At 39.6% G+C, this 16,346-nt stretch carries 17 protein-coding genes; 9 read left to right on the forward strand and 8 right to left on the reverse strand.

The features are described from left to right. Window position 1: 1 nt before the first annotated feature. From Q9Q35_RS07760 to Q9Q35_RS07770, 3 genes are read left to right on the forward strand one after another with little or no spacing between them, the layout of a single operon-like run. Window positions 2-844 (forward strand): ABC transporter ATP-binding protein, encoded by an 843-nt coding sequence (locus Q9Q35_RS07760; RefSeq protein ID WP_304652852.1) that lies wholly within the window; start codon window positions 2-4, stop codon window positions 842-844. Continuing rightward, a complete protein-coding gene (locus Q9Q35_RS07765; RefSeq protein ID WP_304652853.1) occupies window positions 825-1,478 on the forward strand; it encodes an ABC-2 transporter permease in 654 nt (217 codons plus the stop codon). The genes Q9Q35_RS07760 and Q9Q35_RS07765 overlap by 20 nt, the downstream gene beginning before the upstream one ends. Window positions 1,479-1,492: 14 nt before the next feature. After that, window positions 1,493-1,651, forward strand: coding sequence for a hypothetical protein (locus Q9Q35_RS07770; protein ID WP_304652854.1), 159 nt, complete (start codon window positions 1,493-1,495; stop codon window positions 1,649-1,651). Window positions 1,652-1,976: 325 nt separating this feature from the next. Here Q9Q35_RS07770 and Q9Q35_RS07775 read toward each other — a convergent pair whose 3' ends face one another. After that, window positions 1,977-3,590 carry an APC family permease gene (locus Q9Q35_RS07775; RefSeq protein ID WP_304652855.1) on the reverse strand — a complete coding sequence of 538 codons (1,614 nt, stop codon included), beginning with the start codon at window positions 3,588-3,590 and terminating at the stop codon, window positions 1,977-1,979. Window positions 3,591-3,875: 285 nt separating this feature from the next. On the opposite strand from Q9Q35_RS07775, the gene Q9Q35_RS07780 reads away from it, so the two are divergent. The 4 genes from Q9Q35_RS07780 (at window position 3,876) to Q9Q35_RS07795 (ending at window position 8,142) form a co-directional block, all read left to right on the forward strand. Next, complete coding sequence (locus Q9Q35_RS07780; protein ID WP_304652856.1) at window positions 3,876-4,715, forward strand: phosphotransferase family protein; 840 nt, start codon at window positions 3,876-3,878, stop codon at window positions 4,713-4,715. Window positions 4,716-4,884: 169 nt separating this feature from the next. Then, entirely contained in the window at window positions 4,885-6,033 is a 1,149-nt protein-coding gene (locus Q9Q35_RS07785; protein WP_304652857.1) for a D-alanine--D-alanine ligase family protein, read from the forward strand. A 61-nt stretch (window positions 6,034-6,094) separates the two neighbouring features. After that, the gene (locus tag Q9Q35_RS07790; RefSeq protein ID WP_304652858.1) at window positions 6,095-7,597 is read left to right on the forward strand and encodes a glycerophosphodiester phosphodiesterase; all 1,503 of its coding nucleotides are present in this window, start codon (window positions 6,095-6,097) and stop codon (window positions 7,595-7,597) included. After that, on the forward strand, window positions 7,597-8,142 hold the full coding sequence (locus tag Q9Q35_RS07795) for a DNA-3-methyladenine glycosylase I (protein ID WP_304652859.1): 546 nt from the start codon (window positions 7,597-7,599) through the stop codon (window positions 8,140-8,142). Before Q9Q35_RS07790 ends, Q9Q35_RS07795 begins: the two co-directional genes overlap by 1 nt. Before the next feature lie 48 nt (window positions 8,143-8,190). Here Q9Q35_RS07795 and Q9Q35_RS07800 read toward each other — a convergent pair whose 3' ends face one another. The 3 genes from Q9Q35_RS07800 to Q9Q35_RS07810 all read right to left on the reverse strand — a co-directional run bounded on the left by Q9Q35_RS07800 (window position 8,191) and on the right by Q9Q35_RS07810 (window position 10,642). Next, window positions 8,191-8,676: a universal stress protein gene (locus Q9Q35_RS07800; protein WP_304652860.1), complete on the reverse strand. Its 486-nt coding sequence runs from the start codon at window positions 8,674-8,676 to the stop codon at window positions 8,191-8,193. A gap of 69 nt (window positions 8,677-8,745) precedes the next feature. Beyond that, a complete protein-coding gene (locus Q9Q35_RS07805; protein ID WP_304652904.1) occupies window positions 8,746-9,036 on the reverse strand; it encodes a hypothetical protein in 291 nt (96 codons plus the stop codon). A 337-nt stretch (window positions 9,037-9,373) separates the two neighbouring features. Further along, complete coding sequence (locus Q9Q35_RS07810) at window positions 9,374-10,642, reverse strand: replication-associated recombination protein A (RefSeq protein ID WP_304652861.1); 1,269 nt, start codon at window positions 10,640-10,642, stop codon at window positions 9,374-9,376. Window positions 10,643-10,775: 133 nt separating this feature from the next. Here Q9Q35_RS07810 and Q9Q35_RS07815 point away from each other — a divergent pair, with 133 nt between their 5' ends. Next, entirely contained in the window at window positions 10,776-12,791 is a 2,016-nt protein-coding gene (locus tag Q9Q35_RS07815; RefSeq protein ID WP_304652862.1) for a bifunctional glutamate--cysteine ligase/glutathione synthetase, read from the forward strand. Between the two features lie 172 nt (window positions 12,792-12,963). Here the strand turns inward: Q9Q35_RS07815 and Q9Q35_RS07820 are convergent, their stop codons facing one another. Together Q9Q35_RS07820 and rpsD are read right to left on the reverse strand one after the other, a co-directional pair. Further along, the gene (locus Q9Q35_RS07820) at window positions 12,964-13,431 is read right to left on the reverse strand and encodes a YueI family protein (protein WP_304652863.1); all 468 of its coding nucleotides are present in this window, start codon (window positions 13,429-13,431) and stop codon (window positions 12,964-12,966) included. 98 nt (window positions 13,432-13,529) lie between these two features. Then, window positions 13,530-14,138, reverse strand: a complete 609-nt coding sequence (gene rpsD, locus Q9Q35_RS07825) for a 30S ribosomal protein S4 (RefSeq protein WP_004049031.1) — start codon at window positions 14,136-14,138, stop codon at window positions 13,530-13,532. Window positions 14,139-14,416: 278 nt separating this feature from the next. On the opposite strand from rpsD, the gene Q9Q35_RS07830 reads away from it, so the two are divergent. Beyond that, a complete protein-coding gene (locus Q9Q35_RS07830; RefSeq protein ID WP_304652864.1) occupies window positions 14,417-15,196 on the forward strand; it encodes a polysaccharide deacetylase family protein in 780 nt (259 codons plus the stop codon). A gap of 63 nt (window positions 15,197-15,259) precedes the next feature. Here Q9Q35_RS07830 and Q9Q35_RS07835 read toward each other — a convergent pair whose 3' ends face one another. Then, window positions 15,260-15,814 (reverse strand): M15 family metallopeptidase, encoded by a 555-nt coding sequence (locus Q9Q35_RS07835; protein WP_304652865.1) that lies wholly within the window; start codon window positions 15,812-15,814, stop codon window positions 15,260-15,262. Window positions 15,815-15,827: 13 nt separating this feature from the next. Beyond that, window positions 15,828-16,271 carry a GAF domain-containing protein gene (locus Q9Q35_RS07840; protein WP_304652866.1) on the reverse strand — a complete coding sequence of 148 codons (444 nt, stop codon included), beginning with the start codon at window positions 16,269-16,271 and terminating at the stop codon, window positions 15,828-15,830. Window positions 16,272-16,346: the final 75 nt, after the last annotated feature.

The raw sequence follows: 16,346 nt of genomic DNA on the forward strand, positions 1-16,346 counted from the left end.
TATGCAACTAAAACCAGTAATAACGATCTCAGAGCTAACAAAAAACTATGGCGGATTTCGTTTGCATATTGATGAGCTAAACGTCAATGCTGGTAGTTTTGTCGGCTTGATCGGAGAAAATGGCGCAGGGAAATCGACACTATTGCAACTTTTGTTAAACCAAATAAGAAGTGACACAGGCAGTATAAGAATTTTTGGGTCAAGTTATCAAAAACATGAACGACAGATCAAGCTAAAACTAGGGGTAGTTTTAGAAAAGAACTTTTTCCCACTTTCTTTTTCAGCAAGTCAGATCGAAAAGATGATGAGAGATATCTACCCTAGTTGGGATGAAGAGCTGTTTTTGACTTTGCTTCAAGACTTTGCTTTACCGACCACTAAAAAACTAAAGGAATTTTCGCGTGGGATGACAGTCAAATTGAATTTTGCGGTTGCCTTAGCCCATCATCCCCAAATACTCTTTGCAGATGAGGCTACTAGTGGCCTTGATCCGATCATTAGAAGAGAGATCTTGTCATTGTTAGAGTCTTATGTACAAAAGCAAAAAATGACCGTTGTTTTGTCTTCCCATATTTTAAGTGATCTGGAGCAAGTCGCTAGTTATTTTGTTTTTATTCATAACGGTGAGATCTTGCTACAAGAGAATAGAGATGACCTACTTAAACGTTTTGTCGTGACCACTAAAAGGCATAAGAAGTGTTATCAGCTCAAACAAGCAGAGACGACAAAATATTTGGTAGAAGTCACGGGTAAAAAAGCTACTGCTACTCGTTATGCTACGTTAGAAGAAATTCTACTATTTCTAGTAAAAGGGGTGAAGATCGATGAAAGGACTACTGTATAAAGATTTTCAGCTTATTTTGAATAAATTTAACCACATTCAGCGTATTTTTCTTGTAGTAGTAACAATTGTAATGATGCTTTTTTTAAAAGAAGCTGGGACCTTATTTTTAGCAATGATCTTACCCTTAGCTCTAGCTGCGTTGCCGACCAGTTTATTAGTGGCTGACCATGAGAGTGGGTGGGAACGATTCGTTGGCGTTTTTCCGATCGCAAAAGAAAAAATAGTGCTAGCTCGTTACTTATTTTGTTTCATGTTGACGGCTTTAGTGGGTGGGGGAGTTTTTTCTTTGTGTTTAGTGGCTCATGCTATTTTTGGGCAATACAGTTTAGAACTTCATCTGATCATTATTGGAGTTGGCTTGCTGTTTGGTATGCTGTATATCGTGATCTTGTTGCCTTTTATTTATGCTTTTGGAACTTTTGGCAATACGCTCGTAAATATAATTTTTTTGGCACTGATCATGGGTGGTGTTTATGCGTTGCAAAAAACAAGTTTTGGTGTAACTTTTACTGTCTGGCTTGCAAAAACTAATAATGCTTTGTTGATAATGGGCGCAGTGCTGGTGCTTCTCATAGGTACAATTATCTCATTAAAAATAGCCACGATCATTTATGGACGAACATTTACTGATTAGGAAGGAAGGTCATCATGAAAAAGAAACTTTATCATCAACTAGCACTTGTATTAGCGGTCCTCTCAGTTATTTTGGCACTAGGACTACTTATCTGGGGTGAAAGAGGAACGGTTTTTATCGCAATTATCCCAGTCTTGTTGGCAGGCATACTAGAGAAAATGAGTAAGCGTTAATACACAAATGACATAAAAAGTATATAGAACTATAATTTATAGCTTCCAGAGAGACTGAATTTCTGGAAGCTATTTTTTGGTCGAGAAATCTCCGTCATTTTAGGGTGAAATGACGGAGATAAATCAAAAATGACGTAGAAAAAGCTGATGAGCTACTCACCAGCTTTTTTGTAATATTAGTCATAGCTATCTTTACCGAACAAAATAAAGTTTCTGTGAGAAAATACTAGGGAAACTTATATAAAAGTATTTGGTTCAATTTGCGTATCTTATAAGTGTAGGACAAAAACCCCCACTCAGTCTACAGACTAAGTAGGGGAAAAAACTAGTTTTGACTAGGTTTTTTATGTGCGATCAAGACAAGTAAAGCCAGTGCGATCACGACTTCAATGATGATATAAACTAACCGTAAGGCGATCTTTGTTCCGCCGAGCCAAACATCAAAGACTACAGAAAAGACAACAAGTGCGATCATTAGATACCATTGTGATCGATCAAAAGCAGTGCCATATTTGAGCTCACGTCGTCTTATCGAAGGTAACAAGGCACCTAGACCGATCAAAACGACGATCGAGACGATATTGATGACCAATTCGTACCACCAAGTATGGCTGAACTGTTCAACATCTTGTGGGGCGATCCCAAGTAGGGTAGCCAATGCCGTAACGAGTAACAATAAAAGTCCAGCAAGATAAGCTAGTTTATCATTTTTGATAAAGACATATTGGGATGGGTATTTGCTAGAGTTTTTGCGGATCCGCATGAAAGCATAAAAGATCCAGCAAGTTACCCCAGGAGAGATGATCCCGTTTAAGTTCAAAAGCCAGTTAAAGACGTCATTCATTTCAGGTAAGAATACACCCAAGAACATAATGAAGGCACATAAAGTACAGGTCAAAATGTAACCGTTGATCGGAAGACCATCTTTGGTCGTTTTACGTAAGAATTCAGGCATGTATTTATCACCGGTATCTGAGATCAACATCCGTGTCATCGCATCTAATAAAACTGCTAGTAAAGCACACATGTAGACGACCGAAGTCCAAGCATAGACATACATGAAGATATCACCGAGCCCAAATTGTTCTCCCAAAGCTCTAAAAGCGTAGTAAGAGCCGTTCATCTTAAGGTCATTTGGTAAGTGATAAGCGTTAAAGTAGATCCCTAAGGCAAAAGAGCCAAAGATCGTTAGAAAAGCTGTCATAACGGCTAAGGCGATCATTGCTTTAGGGAATTCACGCTGTGGTCTACGCATTTGTGTTACATATGGTGCGATCAATTCGCTCCCATTAACAGCGTAGATCAACATTCCGACAGTCGTCCAATATTTCAGATCAAAATTAGGAATGATCGTATGTACGTTCATCGGTTGAGTTGCCATGTGTCCGCCATTTTTAGCCAAGCCAACAAAGGCTAATACGACAAAGAGGATCGTCATGACAAACATCATTCCGCCCCCAACAACGCTTAGAAATTCCATTGAGTTAGCTAAGCGTCGTTGAATAATGATAAAGATAATGAAAATAATAAAAGTCCAAAGAGTAAATTCTGCATTTGACATGGTGTCTTGGAATTTGCCTGAGCCAGTAAAAGCCCAACCAAAGCCAACGACAACAGAGTTAGCTGAGTCAACGACATAAGGCACTGAAGCCGCCCAATAAGTCCAAGCAGTAAAGTAACCGAGAAATTCACCATTTGTCCCTCTGATCCAGGAGCTCAGGCCACCGCCTTCTTTATTGAAGACAGATCCAAGTTGTCCGACCATTAAAGAATAAGGGATAACATATAAAAAGAGCATCAAGATCCAAGATGTGATCACTGTCATACCTTGGTTTTTAAAGTTGTACATAATATCATCAAAGCCGATGACGGTCACAAAAGCCATCAACGTCAAGATCGGCCAACTGATATATTTTCCGTGTGTTTGTGTGTTGTCCATGAAAATAAACCTTCCTTTTTACATAAAATAATCATACCTACAAAGAATATCCTAACCATAGATAAGTTGCAAGAGTGAATCAAGTACAGGATGTAAATAATAGAGTTCATATCTAACAAATTATGATATGAGAAGCTAATGCTAGCTGGATCTATTCAAAATAAAAAATCAGATATTGTTCAAGTAAGCTTTGGAAATACATGGCCTTTTGGTAGAGCATAGACGTACCAAAAATGAATAAGTATAATAGAAGATAGTAAGAATGAGAAAAGGGATGCGAGATTAATGTTGATCGATTTTTTAAATGAATACTATCAAGCTGATCTAGAAACGATCCATGATGTAGCGGGAAACAAGCATTTGACAGGTCACAGCAAGCGGTTTGCTTGTGATCTGTTCGTTAAGATCTTCAAAGATAAAGACAAGTTTTATGCAGAGCAGCATGTAAATCAAGTCTATTGTCCAGATATTTATCTTGATAATGTGATCTATGAGGATAATTACGTTATCGTTTTGAAAGATAGAGTGATGAATGACGTTGAAAAAGAAGATCTAACGCTGGCTAAAGCTTACCAATTTGGCGAGAAATTAGCCTTGTTTCATGCTGGGTTAACAGAAAAAGTGGCTGTTCCTGATGATAAACGTGCGCTGTCACAACGTTTGGAAGAACAGGTGGCTAAATTTGCTGGTACGGCGTATGAAACTGAAGTAAATGAGGTCTTTTCACTCTTAGAAGAAGACCTAGCGCCAGCTGACACAGACTATGATCTACTACCCAAAGTCGTCTTGCACGGTGATTTTAGCATCCGTAACTTGATGCTTTATGGTGATCATGAAGTTTTGATCGATTTTGAACGGGCTCATATGGGGGTAGCTTATGAAGATCTGATCAAGTTTTTCTTTAATGAGGTCAAGGAACGTGATCTGCGCAATGCATTTATTTCAGGTTATCGCAGTCAAAAAGAACTTGAGATCCCTAATTATAGTCTTCAACATTGCCTGTTGTTCTTTTGTGCTTTAGACATTTTGGAATTTCACTTGACTCATGAAAAGCAAAAATTTGGTCAAATGGCCCATGAAATGTTCGAAACTATCAAACAGGGAAAAGCCATCCTTGAATTGTGAGCATATTTTACGTACTGAGTTATTTTTTTCCTAAATACATGACAAAAAATGCCTTTTCGTGGTATCATTTTCTTAGTTATTGGAGACAAAAAGACCGCTGTTAAGGCTGATTTGTGGACAATAAAAAGCCGTATAATAATATTATATATAAGAGGATGGATATACCATTATGGCAGATAAAAAATTGCACATTGCATTGCTTTTTGGCGGAAACTCATCTGAACACGATGTTTCAAAGCGTTCCGCACACACAGTTTACGACGCATTAGATAAGGACAAATATGAAGTTTCAGTCTTTATGTTCACTAAGGACGGTTTCTTACTTGGTAATGAAGACTCAATGAAGATCTTTAATGGCGCTGTGGAAGATGAAGTGGTTGCCGAAGCGATCAAAGATGTTGATTTTTCCAACCCATTAGCTAACTTACAAAATCTTTCAGAAGTTAAAGATGTTGATCTTTTCTATCCAGTTATCCACGGTAACATGGGTGAAGATGGGACTGTGCAAGGGTTGTTTCGTTTATTGAACAAACCTTATATCGGTAGTGGGATCGCTTCTTCAGGTGTTTCCTTTGATAAGGACTTAACGAAACAACTTTTGACTTTACATGGGATCCGCAATACTAAATATGTGGTGGTCACACCTGAAACACGTGCTGATCATCCATATGAAGAATGTGCTGCCAAATTAGGTGAAACATTATTCATCAAACCAGCACGTCAAGGTTCTTCTGTTGGGATCCACAAAGTTGCTAACAAGGAAGAATTTGAAGCAGCTTTAGACGATGCTTTTCGTTATGACTACAAGGTCTTGATCGAAGAAACGATCAATAGCCCACGTGAAGTTGAATGTTCCGTATTAGGTAACCGTGAAGCTAAGGCATCTAAATTAGGTGCAGTTGTAGTTCCTGAAGGCGATGACTTCTACGATTACAACAACAAATTCGTGGATGCTTCAGGCGTGGTCTTTGAAATTCCAGTTGAATTACCAGAAGATCTAACAAAAGAGATCCAGCAAATGTCCTTAGATGCTTTCCGAGTGTTAGACAACCGTGGTATGGCTCGGATGGACTTCTTAGTTGATGAGAACAATGTTCCTTACTTTGGTGAAGTTAACACCTTACCAGGGTTCACGAATATTTCATTGTATCCACAACTTTGGGCTGTTTCTGGTATCAACTACAAGGCCTTGATCGATGAATTGATCCGTTTAGCGATCGCCGAATTTGATGACAATGCTAAGTTGCACTATGACTTCCAAGAATTAGGTTCTGAAAAACTTGGTACAGGTCTTTTAACAGACGAAGATAAAAAATAATCATTATATTTGACAAGGGGATGCGGTTTTACCGTATCCTTTTTTTGTGAGGTGAGAAATTTTGAAAAAATTGGATCAAACCTTAGTGGTCTTAGGTTGTATTATTATATTTTTGAACAGTTTGATGCTGTATTGGCCGATCTTTAGTCTTTTGAGCATTATACTCTTACCACTTTTAGCGACGACTTTGACGAAACAAACTGGAAAGAACTATTTAGCCAAATTATTTTATATCGTTATTTTGTTATTTTTATGGTTGCCATTCAGTGCGCTAAGTTTTAGTTTGGAGCGCTTAAATCAAGTAGCCCTTTCACTTTCGCTCAGTGCTTGGATCTTTACTAATCGGCGGATAATATTGGGAATAGGGCTGATGATCTTTTTAGTGCTCTATTATCTAGCTTTACGTTCATTTTTGGGGATCATCCCGTACTTTACGACGTCAGCTTCACTTAAGGAAACGCTTAAGCAGAGTTTTTCAAAAACTAAGCACCATATTTGGCATTATGCTAAATATATTATATTAGGTGGGATAAGTCTTTGGCTCGTTGATCTATTAGGGCTATGGGCGACGATCTTGGTAACGACTCCAAGAGTGGCTGTACTCTATGCTGTTAGTTTTTGGACGCTCAAGCAAGTCTTATTATTGAGCCTAGTTTTTTGGAGCGTAAAAAGCGAGCTGACTAATAGAGCAGTTGTTGTTTTACCAGCTAAATGGAGAAAGTGGGGTGCGGGAGTTTTGGTACTTTTAGCCTTGGGTATCCAGGTGAATTTAGCATATAAAGCTTTAAATGTTGATCCAGGAACGTTACCACTTGTGATCTCACATCGCGGAGTCGATGGTAAAAATGGGGTGCAAAATACATTGCCTGCACTAGATAAGACAACACACACCGCCAAACCAGCCTATGTCGAATTAGATATCCAAGAGACTGCTGATCGCCGATTTGTGGTGAGCCATGATGAAGATCTCCGTAAATTAGCACATAAGAATTTAGTGATCGCTGATAATTCCTTGGAACAACTGATCCAAGTCAAGCTTAAAGAAAACGGACATGTAGCTTATGTGACCAGTTTTGATAGCTATTTGAAGCAGGCTCAAAAACTAAAGCAGCCACTTTTAGTAGAACTAAAGATCAATCAAGGAACTGGGAAAAAATTTAGTGAGTATTTTTGTGAACTATATGGGAAAAAGTTAGCTAAAAAAGATGCTGTTCATTCGATGGATCTAGCTGCGATCAATGAATTAAAAAAACGTGTTCCTAAAATACAGGCAGGTTATATTTTGCCATTCAATCTCTTTAGTTTGGCAGAAAATAAGGCTGATTTTTATTCACTTGAATATAAGACAGCAACTAGAAACTTTATCAAAACAGCACACGCTAACGGCAAAAAAGTCTATCTTTGGACAGTCAATTCGCCCCAACAAGCTTTGATGGCTTGGGTCTTAGGAGCTGACGGTGTGATCACTGATGAGCCAAGTAAGGTCGAAAAAAGTTTAACTGATCACAGTTCAAAAACATACTTGAAAGCCAATCTAAAATTATATCTAAAGGAGATGATCTAGTGCCACGATGTGATTGGGCGGATAGTGATCCCAAAATGCAAGCTTATCATGATAAAGAGTGGGGTTACCCCGAACATGATGAGCAAAAACTGTTTGAATTGATGAGTTTAGAACTGATGCAAGCCGGGCTGAGTTGGCAAACGATTTTGAACAAACGGACAGCTTTGCGAGAAGTCTTTTATGATTTTGATATCCAAAAGGTCAGTCAGATGGATCAAACTGATGTTACACGCTTAATGCAAGATAAACGTATCATCCGTAATCGCTTGAAAATAGAAGCGATCATCAATAATGCTAAAATTGTCTGTCAACTAGAACAAGCAGGCTTGAGCTTAGATGAGTTATTGTGGCAGGCAGTTGACTATAAGCCGTGTGTTAACCACTTTACCAAACCAGAGCAAGTTCCTGCTAAGACGAAAACTTCACTTGAGTTAGCTAAAAAATTAAAAAAGCAAGGCTTTAAATTTTTAGGACCAACAATAGTTTATTCGCTGATGCAAGCGGCGGGAATGGTCAATGATCATTTAGTTGGTTGCCAGACATAAAGAAAAAAGCTTCGTTGTCCCATGTTTTGGGATAACGAAGCTTAATTATTATTTCTTGTCTTTTTTGTTGAGAGCAGGTTTGTTTTCTAAGTCCGTTCTGACTACTAAAACATCACAATCAGCTGTGCGAGTCACATATTCAGTTACCGAACCGATCAAGAGACGTTCAACGGCATTTAAACCAGTTGCTCCGATCATAATGAGATCGATATTTTTTTCTTCAGGAAGATCCTTAGCAATAACTGCCTTTGGAGCACCATACTCTACTGAATAAGAAATGTTCTTAAGACCTTGTTCTTTAGCTTGCTTTGCGTAACCGTCCATTGTCTTCTTCGCAGTTTCAGTCACTTGTTCGACCATTGCCGTATCGAAACTGGAGATATTTTGGAATGCACGGGTATCAACTACATGGACCAAATACAAACTAGTATCATCACCGTTACGCTTAGCGACTGCAACAGCTTTTTTGAACGCTAATTCGGATTCATGCGAGCCATCGACCGGCACAAGAATGTTTTTATATCTTTGTAACATCAGGATCACCCTTTCTTCTTTATCAATTTTATTTTACTTTATTTGTTTGAAAAATGAAAGCAAGAACAACTACGGCATGCGTAAGTATGTCGGCATTAAGATCGACATGATAAAGACTAAGATCGCATCTAAAATGAGCATTGTGATCTGAAAGGCAAGGATGCCTATAAAAGCAGCAATGATCGTTAAACCACCCAAGATCGTTAAGATATATGCCCATAATGTCATGGCTTTTTTTAGGGCAGGATCATCTTTTGGAGAAAAGACACCAAAGAGCGTTTTGGTGCGGTGGGTGAAGAGATAAAAGCCTATGTAAAGTAAGATCAAGCCTAAGATGATCGTTAGACCTAAAGTTAGCATTTCTTTCACGTGACAAAAATTCCTTTCTCTAAATAAAGATAGCGGTCAAGACAAGATCCCGACCGCTATCCAAAGCTTTTAACTTTAGAATATCCGATAATGCCGTTAATCATCCTTGTAGTTGAACCCGCGTGTAAGCAGGAAAATGTATCCCTAGTCTAACTTTTGACTCCCAGTAAAGGTCTGCCAGCTATTAGACATTGCGAATAACAAAAATTAAAGTTGTTCGGTCAACCTTACATTTATAGGATAACGCGTACATTTCAGAAGTTCATTATCATAGTAGCACATTTTTTTTAGGAATGCAATGAAACCAAATGAAGCGTTATCAATAAATTTAGCTTTTAAATTTGTTCAAACGTTCATACTGTTCTTGCAAGGCTTTCTCATAACGACTGTTGTCTTTAGGCGCATAATAATGCGTATTTTTAAGCTTATCTGGGAGATATTGTTGTTTTACCCAACCGTGTGGATAATCGTGAGGATATTTATATCCAATTCCACGACCTAATTTTTTAGCACCTTGGTAATGAGCATCCCGTAAATGATCGGGTACATCGCCGTAGTTGCCCGCTCTAACATCGGCTAAAGCGGAATCGATCGCCATGATCGCCGAGTTTGATTTAGGTGAAAGACAAAGTTCGATCACGGCTTGAGCTAGGGGGATCCTAGCTTCAGGTAGCCCGAGCTTTTCGGCAGCTGTGATCGCTTGGACCGCATGGGCACAGGCATTGGGATTAGCGAGGCCGATATCTTCATAAGCGATCGTCAGTAAGCGCCGGATGACCGAAGGTAGATCGCCCGCTTCAAGTAGGCGTGCCATGTAGTGCAAAGCGGCATCCGTATCTGAACCACGGATCGATTTTTGAAAAGCCGAGATCACGTCATAATGGGCATCACCATCTTTGTCTTGCACTAAAGCTTTACGTTGAACGCATTCTTCGATCGTTTGTAGATCGATCGTGATCACGCCCGAATCATCGGAGGGTGTCGACATTACGGCCAATTCAAGTCCATTCAACGCACTGCGTAGATCGCCATGTGTAACACGGGTCAAGTGCAAGCGTGCTTCGTCGGTCAGTATGATATTTTGATCACCAAGACCATTTTCCTTATCGGTGAGTGCACGTTTGATCGCTTGGGCAATATCATCTTCGGTCAAAGGTTTGACTTCAAAGATCTGAGTTCGACTGCGGATAGCAGGATTGATCGTGATGTAAGGATTTTCTGTCGTGGCGCCGATCAAGATGATACTTCCTTTTTCCAAATGAGGTAAGAGGAAATCTTGTTTTGGCTTAGTTAAGCGGTGGATCTCATCGAGTAGTAAGATCACAGTCCCACTGATCTTAGCTTCTTCAGCGACTTTTTCGAGTTCTTTTTTCGAGTCTGTAGCGGCATTTAGCATGCGAAATGCGTATTTAGTCGAACCGGCGATCGCACTAGCAATACTAGTCTTGCCGGTTCCTGGTGGTCCATATAAGATCATCGAAGATAATAATTTAGCTGAGACCATTCGATTTAAGATCTTACCAGGGGCAACAAGATGTTGTTGACCTACGATATCTTCGAGTTTTTTCGGACGCATCCGATAGGCTAATGGTTTCAAAAACACTCATCCTTTCGTTCGCTCAATAGTAGTATTATAGCAAACCGACACCAGCTGACAAGCAAATAGCGATCGCAGGACGGCAAGGGATTTGTTATAATAATAAAAATGAGAACTGTAAAGGATGAACAAGATGAAATTTGATGAAATTGGTGATCAAATTATTGATTCAGATCTGGCAGAAGCGTTGCATGCTTTCACATTCCAAGTTATCCGGCGCTGGCAGATCTTAGATAGACAAAAAAATTTAAATACTCAAGTGCTTCCCTTAGTTGGAACTGAAAATGAATATGTTACCGTCCAAGAGGCACAGTTGACATTAAAAACAAAAGCCAATCTTTCGTTAGATGGTGTTTTGACAGATATGGAATTACAAAACCAAGCTTTACGCAAACGGTTAGGTAGTCAAGTCGTATTGTGGCCATTTTCTGAAAAATTACATGCAAGTTTAGCCAAGGGTGTTGGAAGCAAGATCCGCTTAGCCTTACCCGAACAGCTATTTACTGAACTCTATGCAGCTAAATTCAGTAGATCAAAGATCTCGTATGTGACTTTCAGAAACCAAGTCTATCACAAGTTATTGGAAGGATTTAGCCTAAAAAAAGCATTCTTGATCTATTTATTTGGGGCGACCCCTTATGTTTGGGAAACAAAAGCAAGTGATAGTCAAGTCTCACCTAAGCGGAGTGTAGCTGCTCAAGCTAAGCTAGTCGATGACCAAACTACTGGGATCAGACTCAGCGGAACTTATCAAGAACCAAGTGAGATGCAGACTAAGGGGGTCCACTATTTGGAATTTGATCTCTTAGACTTTGATCCATTCCACGAAAACGGTGTTACAGCCCATCAGTTGCGCTTGCTTGAAGTGATGGCTGGTTACTTTTTATTGAATGAAAGTACGATTACACCAAGTGATCTCCAAGCTGCTGACGCTTTGGCTAAGGAAGTGGCACGAGAGAATCCGTTTGCTAAGAGCCAGATCTTTGTACAAGCCCATACTTTCTTGAAACAATTAGATCGGTTCGCTCAAAAATTTGGTTATACTAAGTGGCAAGGGACTTTTGATGTTTTAAAGAAACGTCTAGAAACACCGGCTGAGACCCCAAGTACACGTTTGTTAAGGACACAGGGCAAACACGAAACTTTAGCTGACTATGGTATTTTTTTAGCTCAAAATTATCAAGAAGCAGCATTATTAAAAGAACCAAGTCGGGATAAAAACACGCAAACGGTCTTGGATGAAGCGATCATTTCAGGTCTTAGTTACCAAGAAGTGATGCCAAGTCAAGGGATCGTCGAGTTGAATGGAAAACTGCTTAAACGCGGTATCCAGACGACAAGAGAAAGTGCGATCATGACCGAGATTTGGCAACAAAAGCAGTTGGCTAAACAATATCTTAGCGGGCAAGCGGTCAATACGTCACAAGCTTGGATCGTCAATAACCGCCAAGAGTTAAAGCAACTGTATCCAACACTGAAGGACAAAGCTGTGATCGTTAAAAATGCGGTCGGTGATTCTAAAGCGCAGACGCAGTTGTTTAGGTTACCACCAACACAAGCGGAATTGCTACGTGCTTTTGAAGAACAAGCCAAAGAGACCACACAAGTCATGATCGAGCAAGTCGTTCAAGGTTCGGTCTACCGTGCCTTGATCGTCAATGATGAGATAATAAGTTTAGTTGAGCGTATTCCAGCTAATGTTGTTGGTGACGGACGTTCAACTTTAAAGGAATTGATCAACCGTAAAAATACGCGAGCACGAGCTGAATTTGAGATGATCACACTAGGTGAGGTCGAACGTGAGACCTTAAAAGCACAAGGGATGAAACTAGAAAGTGTCATTCCACGTGGGATCCAGGTCCTCTTGCGTTATGATGCGACTTTCAATACTGGTTCGCAGTCTTATGAGGTCTTAGATGAGATCGATAGTTCATATTTGACCGAGCTCAAGCGTTTGGCTCAAGCTTTGCAACTCCATGATGGGGCTTTAGATATCATTATTCCAAATATCTATCAGCCATACACGGAACAAGCACAGTTGACTTTCTTAAATGCGCATGCTTACCCAGCATTAGCATTGAATGAATACGTCTTATTACAGACAAAAAAACAACCGATCGCGCAAAAAATAATTGAACGATTCAATTAGAAAAAGAGTGTGTCTGCACTGTATAAATAACGATGGACTTATCACGATGCGTATTTTTGCATCATGATGAGTCCATCGTTATTTACTAGATATTACATGTCAAACACGTTATATAACTCAGATGCGTATTTGACATTGATAGCTATATTTTGAAGATAAATAAGAGGTCACTTTAGTTTTCAAATAATTTGTGCAAGCGTTCGAGCGGAGAATCTTTGTGTTCGGGAGCTACTTTTGGTTTAGTTGTCTTAGGGTAACGCTTGGCGACGTCAACGTCTTTAATGTGTAGAGCAGTATTTTTATCACAAACGACGACTGCTAGATCTTTTGGCCCATGATCTAACGTTTGATCAGTGTTACAGGTGAAGGTAACATTTGATTTTTGGGCGATCTGCATCAACTCGCTTAGAAGCGGATTTTTTACTTGACCGTTAATGATGACGTGTAGTTCAGGATGGAGAGTCAATTCCTGCTTAAGATCAGTGAGATACTCAGGATCGTTGATCTGTTCAAAAGTCAAAGTTAGATCTACCCGTTCACGGAAGGTCCCAAGATACTTACGCTTTTCATCAGGTTTGAGTTGGGGTGTGCCATACATCCCTTTATTCATATGATTTTGCAGTTCATCTGATCCACTCATCTTTTAACCACCTTTCTATGATAAAGTATAGCAAATTTTTAAGTAAAATAAAAAGAGCCCAGCCAAAACTGAGCTCTGAAATAATATCAAAATTGATATTAAAGTTTGTTGTAGTATTCAACAACGAGTGATTCGTCGATGTTTGCATCGAGTTCGTCACGTTCTGGTAAACGAACCAATGAACCTTCCATTGTGTTTTCGTCAAAGGAAACAAATGGTACACGACCAACGATTGCTTCCAAAGCTTCTTTAACAACTTTCAAGTCTTTTGAACGTTCACGCAAGGAGATAACTTGGCCTGGTTTTACTTCGTATGAAGGGATATCCACGCGCTTGCCATCAACTGTGATATGACCGTGGTTCACCAATTGGCGAGCTTGGCGACGAGTTGTAGCCAAACCTAAACGATAAACAACGTTATCCAAACGACGTTCCAACAATACCATAAAGTTGTCACCGTGCTTACCTTCGCGGATCTTACCAGCCTTTAAGAAAAGGTTAGCAAATTGGCGTTCAGATAAACCGTATGTCATACGAAGCTTTTGCTTTTCACGCAATTGTAAACCGTATTCAGATAACTTACGACGGTTGTTTTGACCATGTTGGCCTGGTGCGTATGGACGACGAGCTAATTCTTTACCTGTACCTGAAAGAGAGATCCCTAAACGACGGGAAACTTTCCAGGAAGGACCTGTATAACGAGACATTAAAAATTCCTCCAATATTTTGTTTGGAGTAAAATAATGTGTGAGTTTAGTATTCGTGCATTTTATTTTGCGACTTTCACCCTTGCAGCCGAAGGGGTACTTGGCGAACCAAACTGGCAATAAAATGTTGACGAGCTTACCGCTCACTGCTGCATTATTTTACACAAACGCTATTGTAGCAATTATCAAAGCTAGTGTCAAGAAAAAATAAATCAGTTATTTTAACACAAATGGAGTATAATATTAGTTGATATCACTTAATATATTGGGGGATGAAAATGGTTAAACGTCTGATTTTATTGTGCTTAGCACTCGTGTTAGGGGGAGCCTTATTGACACAGAGCGTGTTTGCTAGCAAAAAATATGCCGTTAAATGGGTGAAAGCCAGTGCACCGGTCAGTTTGCCGATCTTGATGTACCACAGTGTGGAAAATAAGCCGGGAAATGGTTTGTGTGTACCACCTGAGCAGTTAGAACAACAGTTGAGATATTTACATGAGCAGGGCTATTATACAGTCACGCCAGCTGAGGCGTATAAGATCTTGGTGCAAAATAAGATACCAAAAAAGCACAAGAAACTTGTCATGGTAACTTTTGATGATGGGTATGAAAACAACTACACCGCTGCCTATCCGCTTTTGAAGAAGTATCACATCCATGCAACGATAGGCTTGATCACAAGCAAAGTCGACACCCCAGGAATGCTGACTTTAAAACAAGTTAAGGAAATAAAGAAAAGCAAGTGGGTCAGTTTTGTTAGCCATACTCAAAATCACCAAGAATTAGATCAACTCAATGAAGCAGGTCAAATTGAAGAGATGCAAGCTTCACGGACTTGGTTGAAACAAAATCTACACCAAAACCCAGACTTGTTGGTCTATCCTGTAGGACGTTACAATGAAGTTTCAACAAAAGTAGCTAAGGAAAGTGGATATAAGCTAGCTTTAACGACTAAGTCGGGGCTAGCTAATGCAGAACAAGGGCTTTATGAATTGCATAGACAACGAGTAGTCCCAAATATGACGCAAGAAGCTTTTGCTAAATTATTACAGCCATAAATGACAAAGGTCCGCCATGATGCAAATAAATCATGGCGGACCTTTCATTACTCATATAGTCATTTAATAATCATTTGGATCGGCAGCTAATGGACCATATTCGTCCATTTGACTATCACGATAATCCCACCATTCATTTTCGTAACCCACGAATCCAGCTTGAGTCATCGCATCGTTTAGGATGGTGTAGTATTTTTCTTGTTCAGCGGTCCGTTTAGCGTTACGAAAAGCTGACGTAGAAAAGTCATCAAATGCTGTTTGCATCGGCATATCATTGCCTTCAAGATCAGTTAAAGTCAGATCAAAGGTCACACCTTTTTGATGACTGAAATTTGGATCAGGTTCAGCCACGAAATTTGGGTCAGGGTAGACCTCAAATAGACGCTTTTGGGCCGAGACGGGACGGTAAGCATCCCAGACTTTGAGGCGGTAACCTTTTGCTTTGACAAGTTCACTAGCTTTAGCCAGCTTATGGGCTGTTCCAGTGCGGGCGATCGCCGTGGTGAAATCATAGATGACTTGTCCGGTAAAGTTATCAGTCGTAGCATACTTTAAATCAACAAAGATCTCGGGATCGAGTTTTTGGATATTGGTAAAACCAGTTAGTTTTTTTACCATAATTTCCTCCATTTTAGAGATGTTTACATAGCGTTTCGACAAAATCACTTAGTAAAACTTCATCTTCAGCGCTAAAACGGCCTAATTTAGGTGAATCGATATCTAAAACACCGATTTTTTTACCATCTTTGATCAAGGGTAAGACGATCTCTGAATTTGAAGCTGAATCACAAGCGATATGTCCTGAAAATTCATGGACATTGGGGATGCGTAAGACTTTACCTGTTTGAAAGGCAGTACCGCAAACGCCTGCTCCGTTTTTGATATGCATACAAGCAACTTTACCTTGGAAAGGCCCAAGATCAAGCTGATCGGTCGTTTCATCATAGAGATAAAAACCGACCCAGTTGATGTTTTCCAGTGTATCGTTCAACAAAGCTGAAGCATTAGCGAGATTAGCGGTCTGGTTTGTTTCATTTTCCAATAAAGCATCGATTTGTGCACTTAAAATAGACATTTTATTTCCTCCGTGTCGATCATAGCGTTTATAGTGTATCAATATCAGTAACTATGATATAATTAGCTTTAGATT

The sequence above is a fragment of the uncultured Ligilactobacillus sp. genome, from assembly GCF_948826705.1.
Lineage (GTDB): Bacteria > Bacillota > Bacilli > Lactobacillales > Lactobacillaceae > Ligilactobacillus.

What these genes read in the sequence shown, in the direction of transcription:
- Q9Q35_RS07800 (WP_304652860.1), bottom strand. Translation starts at nt 8,676, where the DNA reads ATGTTACAAAGATATAAAAACATTCTTGTGCCGGTCGATGGCTCGCAT.
- Q9Q35_RS07770 (WP_304652854.1), top strand. Translation starts at nt 1,493, where the DNA reads ATGAAAAAGAAACTTTATCATCAACTAGCACTTGTATTAGCGGTCCTC.
- Q9Q35_RS07830 (WP_304652864.1), top strand. Translation starts at nt 14,417, where the DNA reads ATGGTTAAACGTCTGATTTTATTGTGCTTAGCACTCGTGTTAGGGGGA.
- Q9Q35_RS07820 (WP_304652863.1), bottom strand. Translation starts at nt 13,431, where the DNA reads ATGAGTGGATCAGATGAACTGCAAAATCATATGAATAAAGGGATGTAT.
- Q9Q35_RS07775 (WP_304652855.1), bottom strand. Translation starts at nt 3,590, where the DNA reads ATGGACAACACACAAACACACGGAAAATATATCAGTTGGCCGATCTTG.
- Q9Q35_RS07780 (WP_304652856.1), top strand. Translation starts at nt 3,876, where the DNA reads ATGTTGATCGATTTTTTAAATGAATACTATCAAGCTGATCTAGAAACG.
- Q9Q35_RS07760 (WP_304652852.1), top strand. Translation starts at nt 2, where the DNA reads ATGCAACTAAAACCAGTAATAACGATCTCAGAGCTAACAAAAAACTAT.
- rpsD (WP_004049031.1), bottom strand. Translation starts at nt 14,138, where the DNA reads ATGTCTCGTTATACAGGTCCTTCCTGGAAAGTTTCCCGTCGTTTAGGG.
- Q9Q35_RS07815 (WP_304652862.1), top strand. Translation starts at nt 10,776, where the DNA reads ATGAAATTTGATGAAATTGGTGATCAAATTATTGATTCAGATCTGGCA.
- Q9Q35_RS07805 (WP_304652904.1), bottom strand. Translation starts at nt 9,036, where the DNA reads ATGCTAACTTTAGGTCTAACGATCATCTTAGGCTTGATCTTACTTTAC.
- Q9Q35_RS07835 (WP_304652865.1), bottom strand. Translation starts at nt 15,814, where the DNA reads ATGGTAAAAAAACTAACTGGTTTTACCAATATCCAAAAACTCGATCCC.
- Q9Q35_RS07785 (WP_304652857.1), top strand. Translation starts at nt 4,885, where the DNA reads ATGGCAGATAAAAAATTGCACATTGCATTGCTTTTTGGCGGAAACTCA.
- Q9Q35_RS07765 (WP_304652853.1), top strand. Translation starts at nt 825, where the DNA reads ATGAAAGGACTACTGTATAAAGATTTTCAGCTTATTTTGAATAAATTT.
- Q9Q35_RS07840 (WP_304652866.1), bottom strand. Translation starts at nt 16,271, where the DNA reads ATGTCTATTTTAAGTGCACAAATCGATGCTTTATTGGAAAATGAAACA.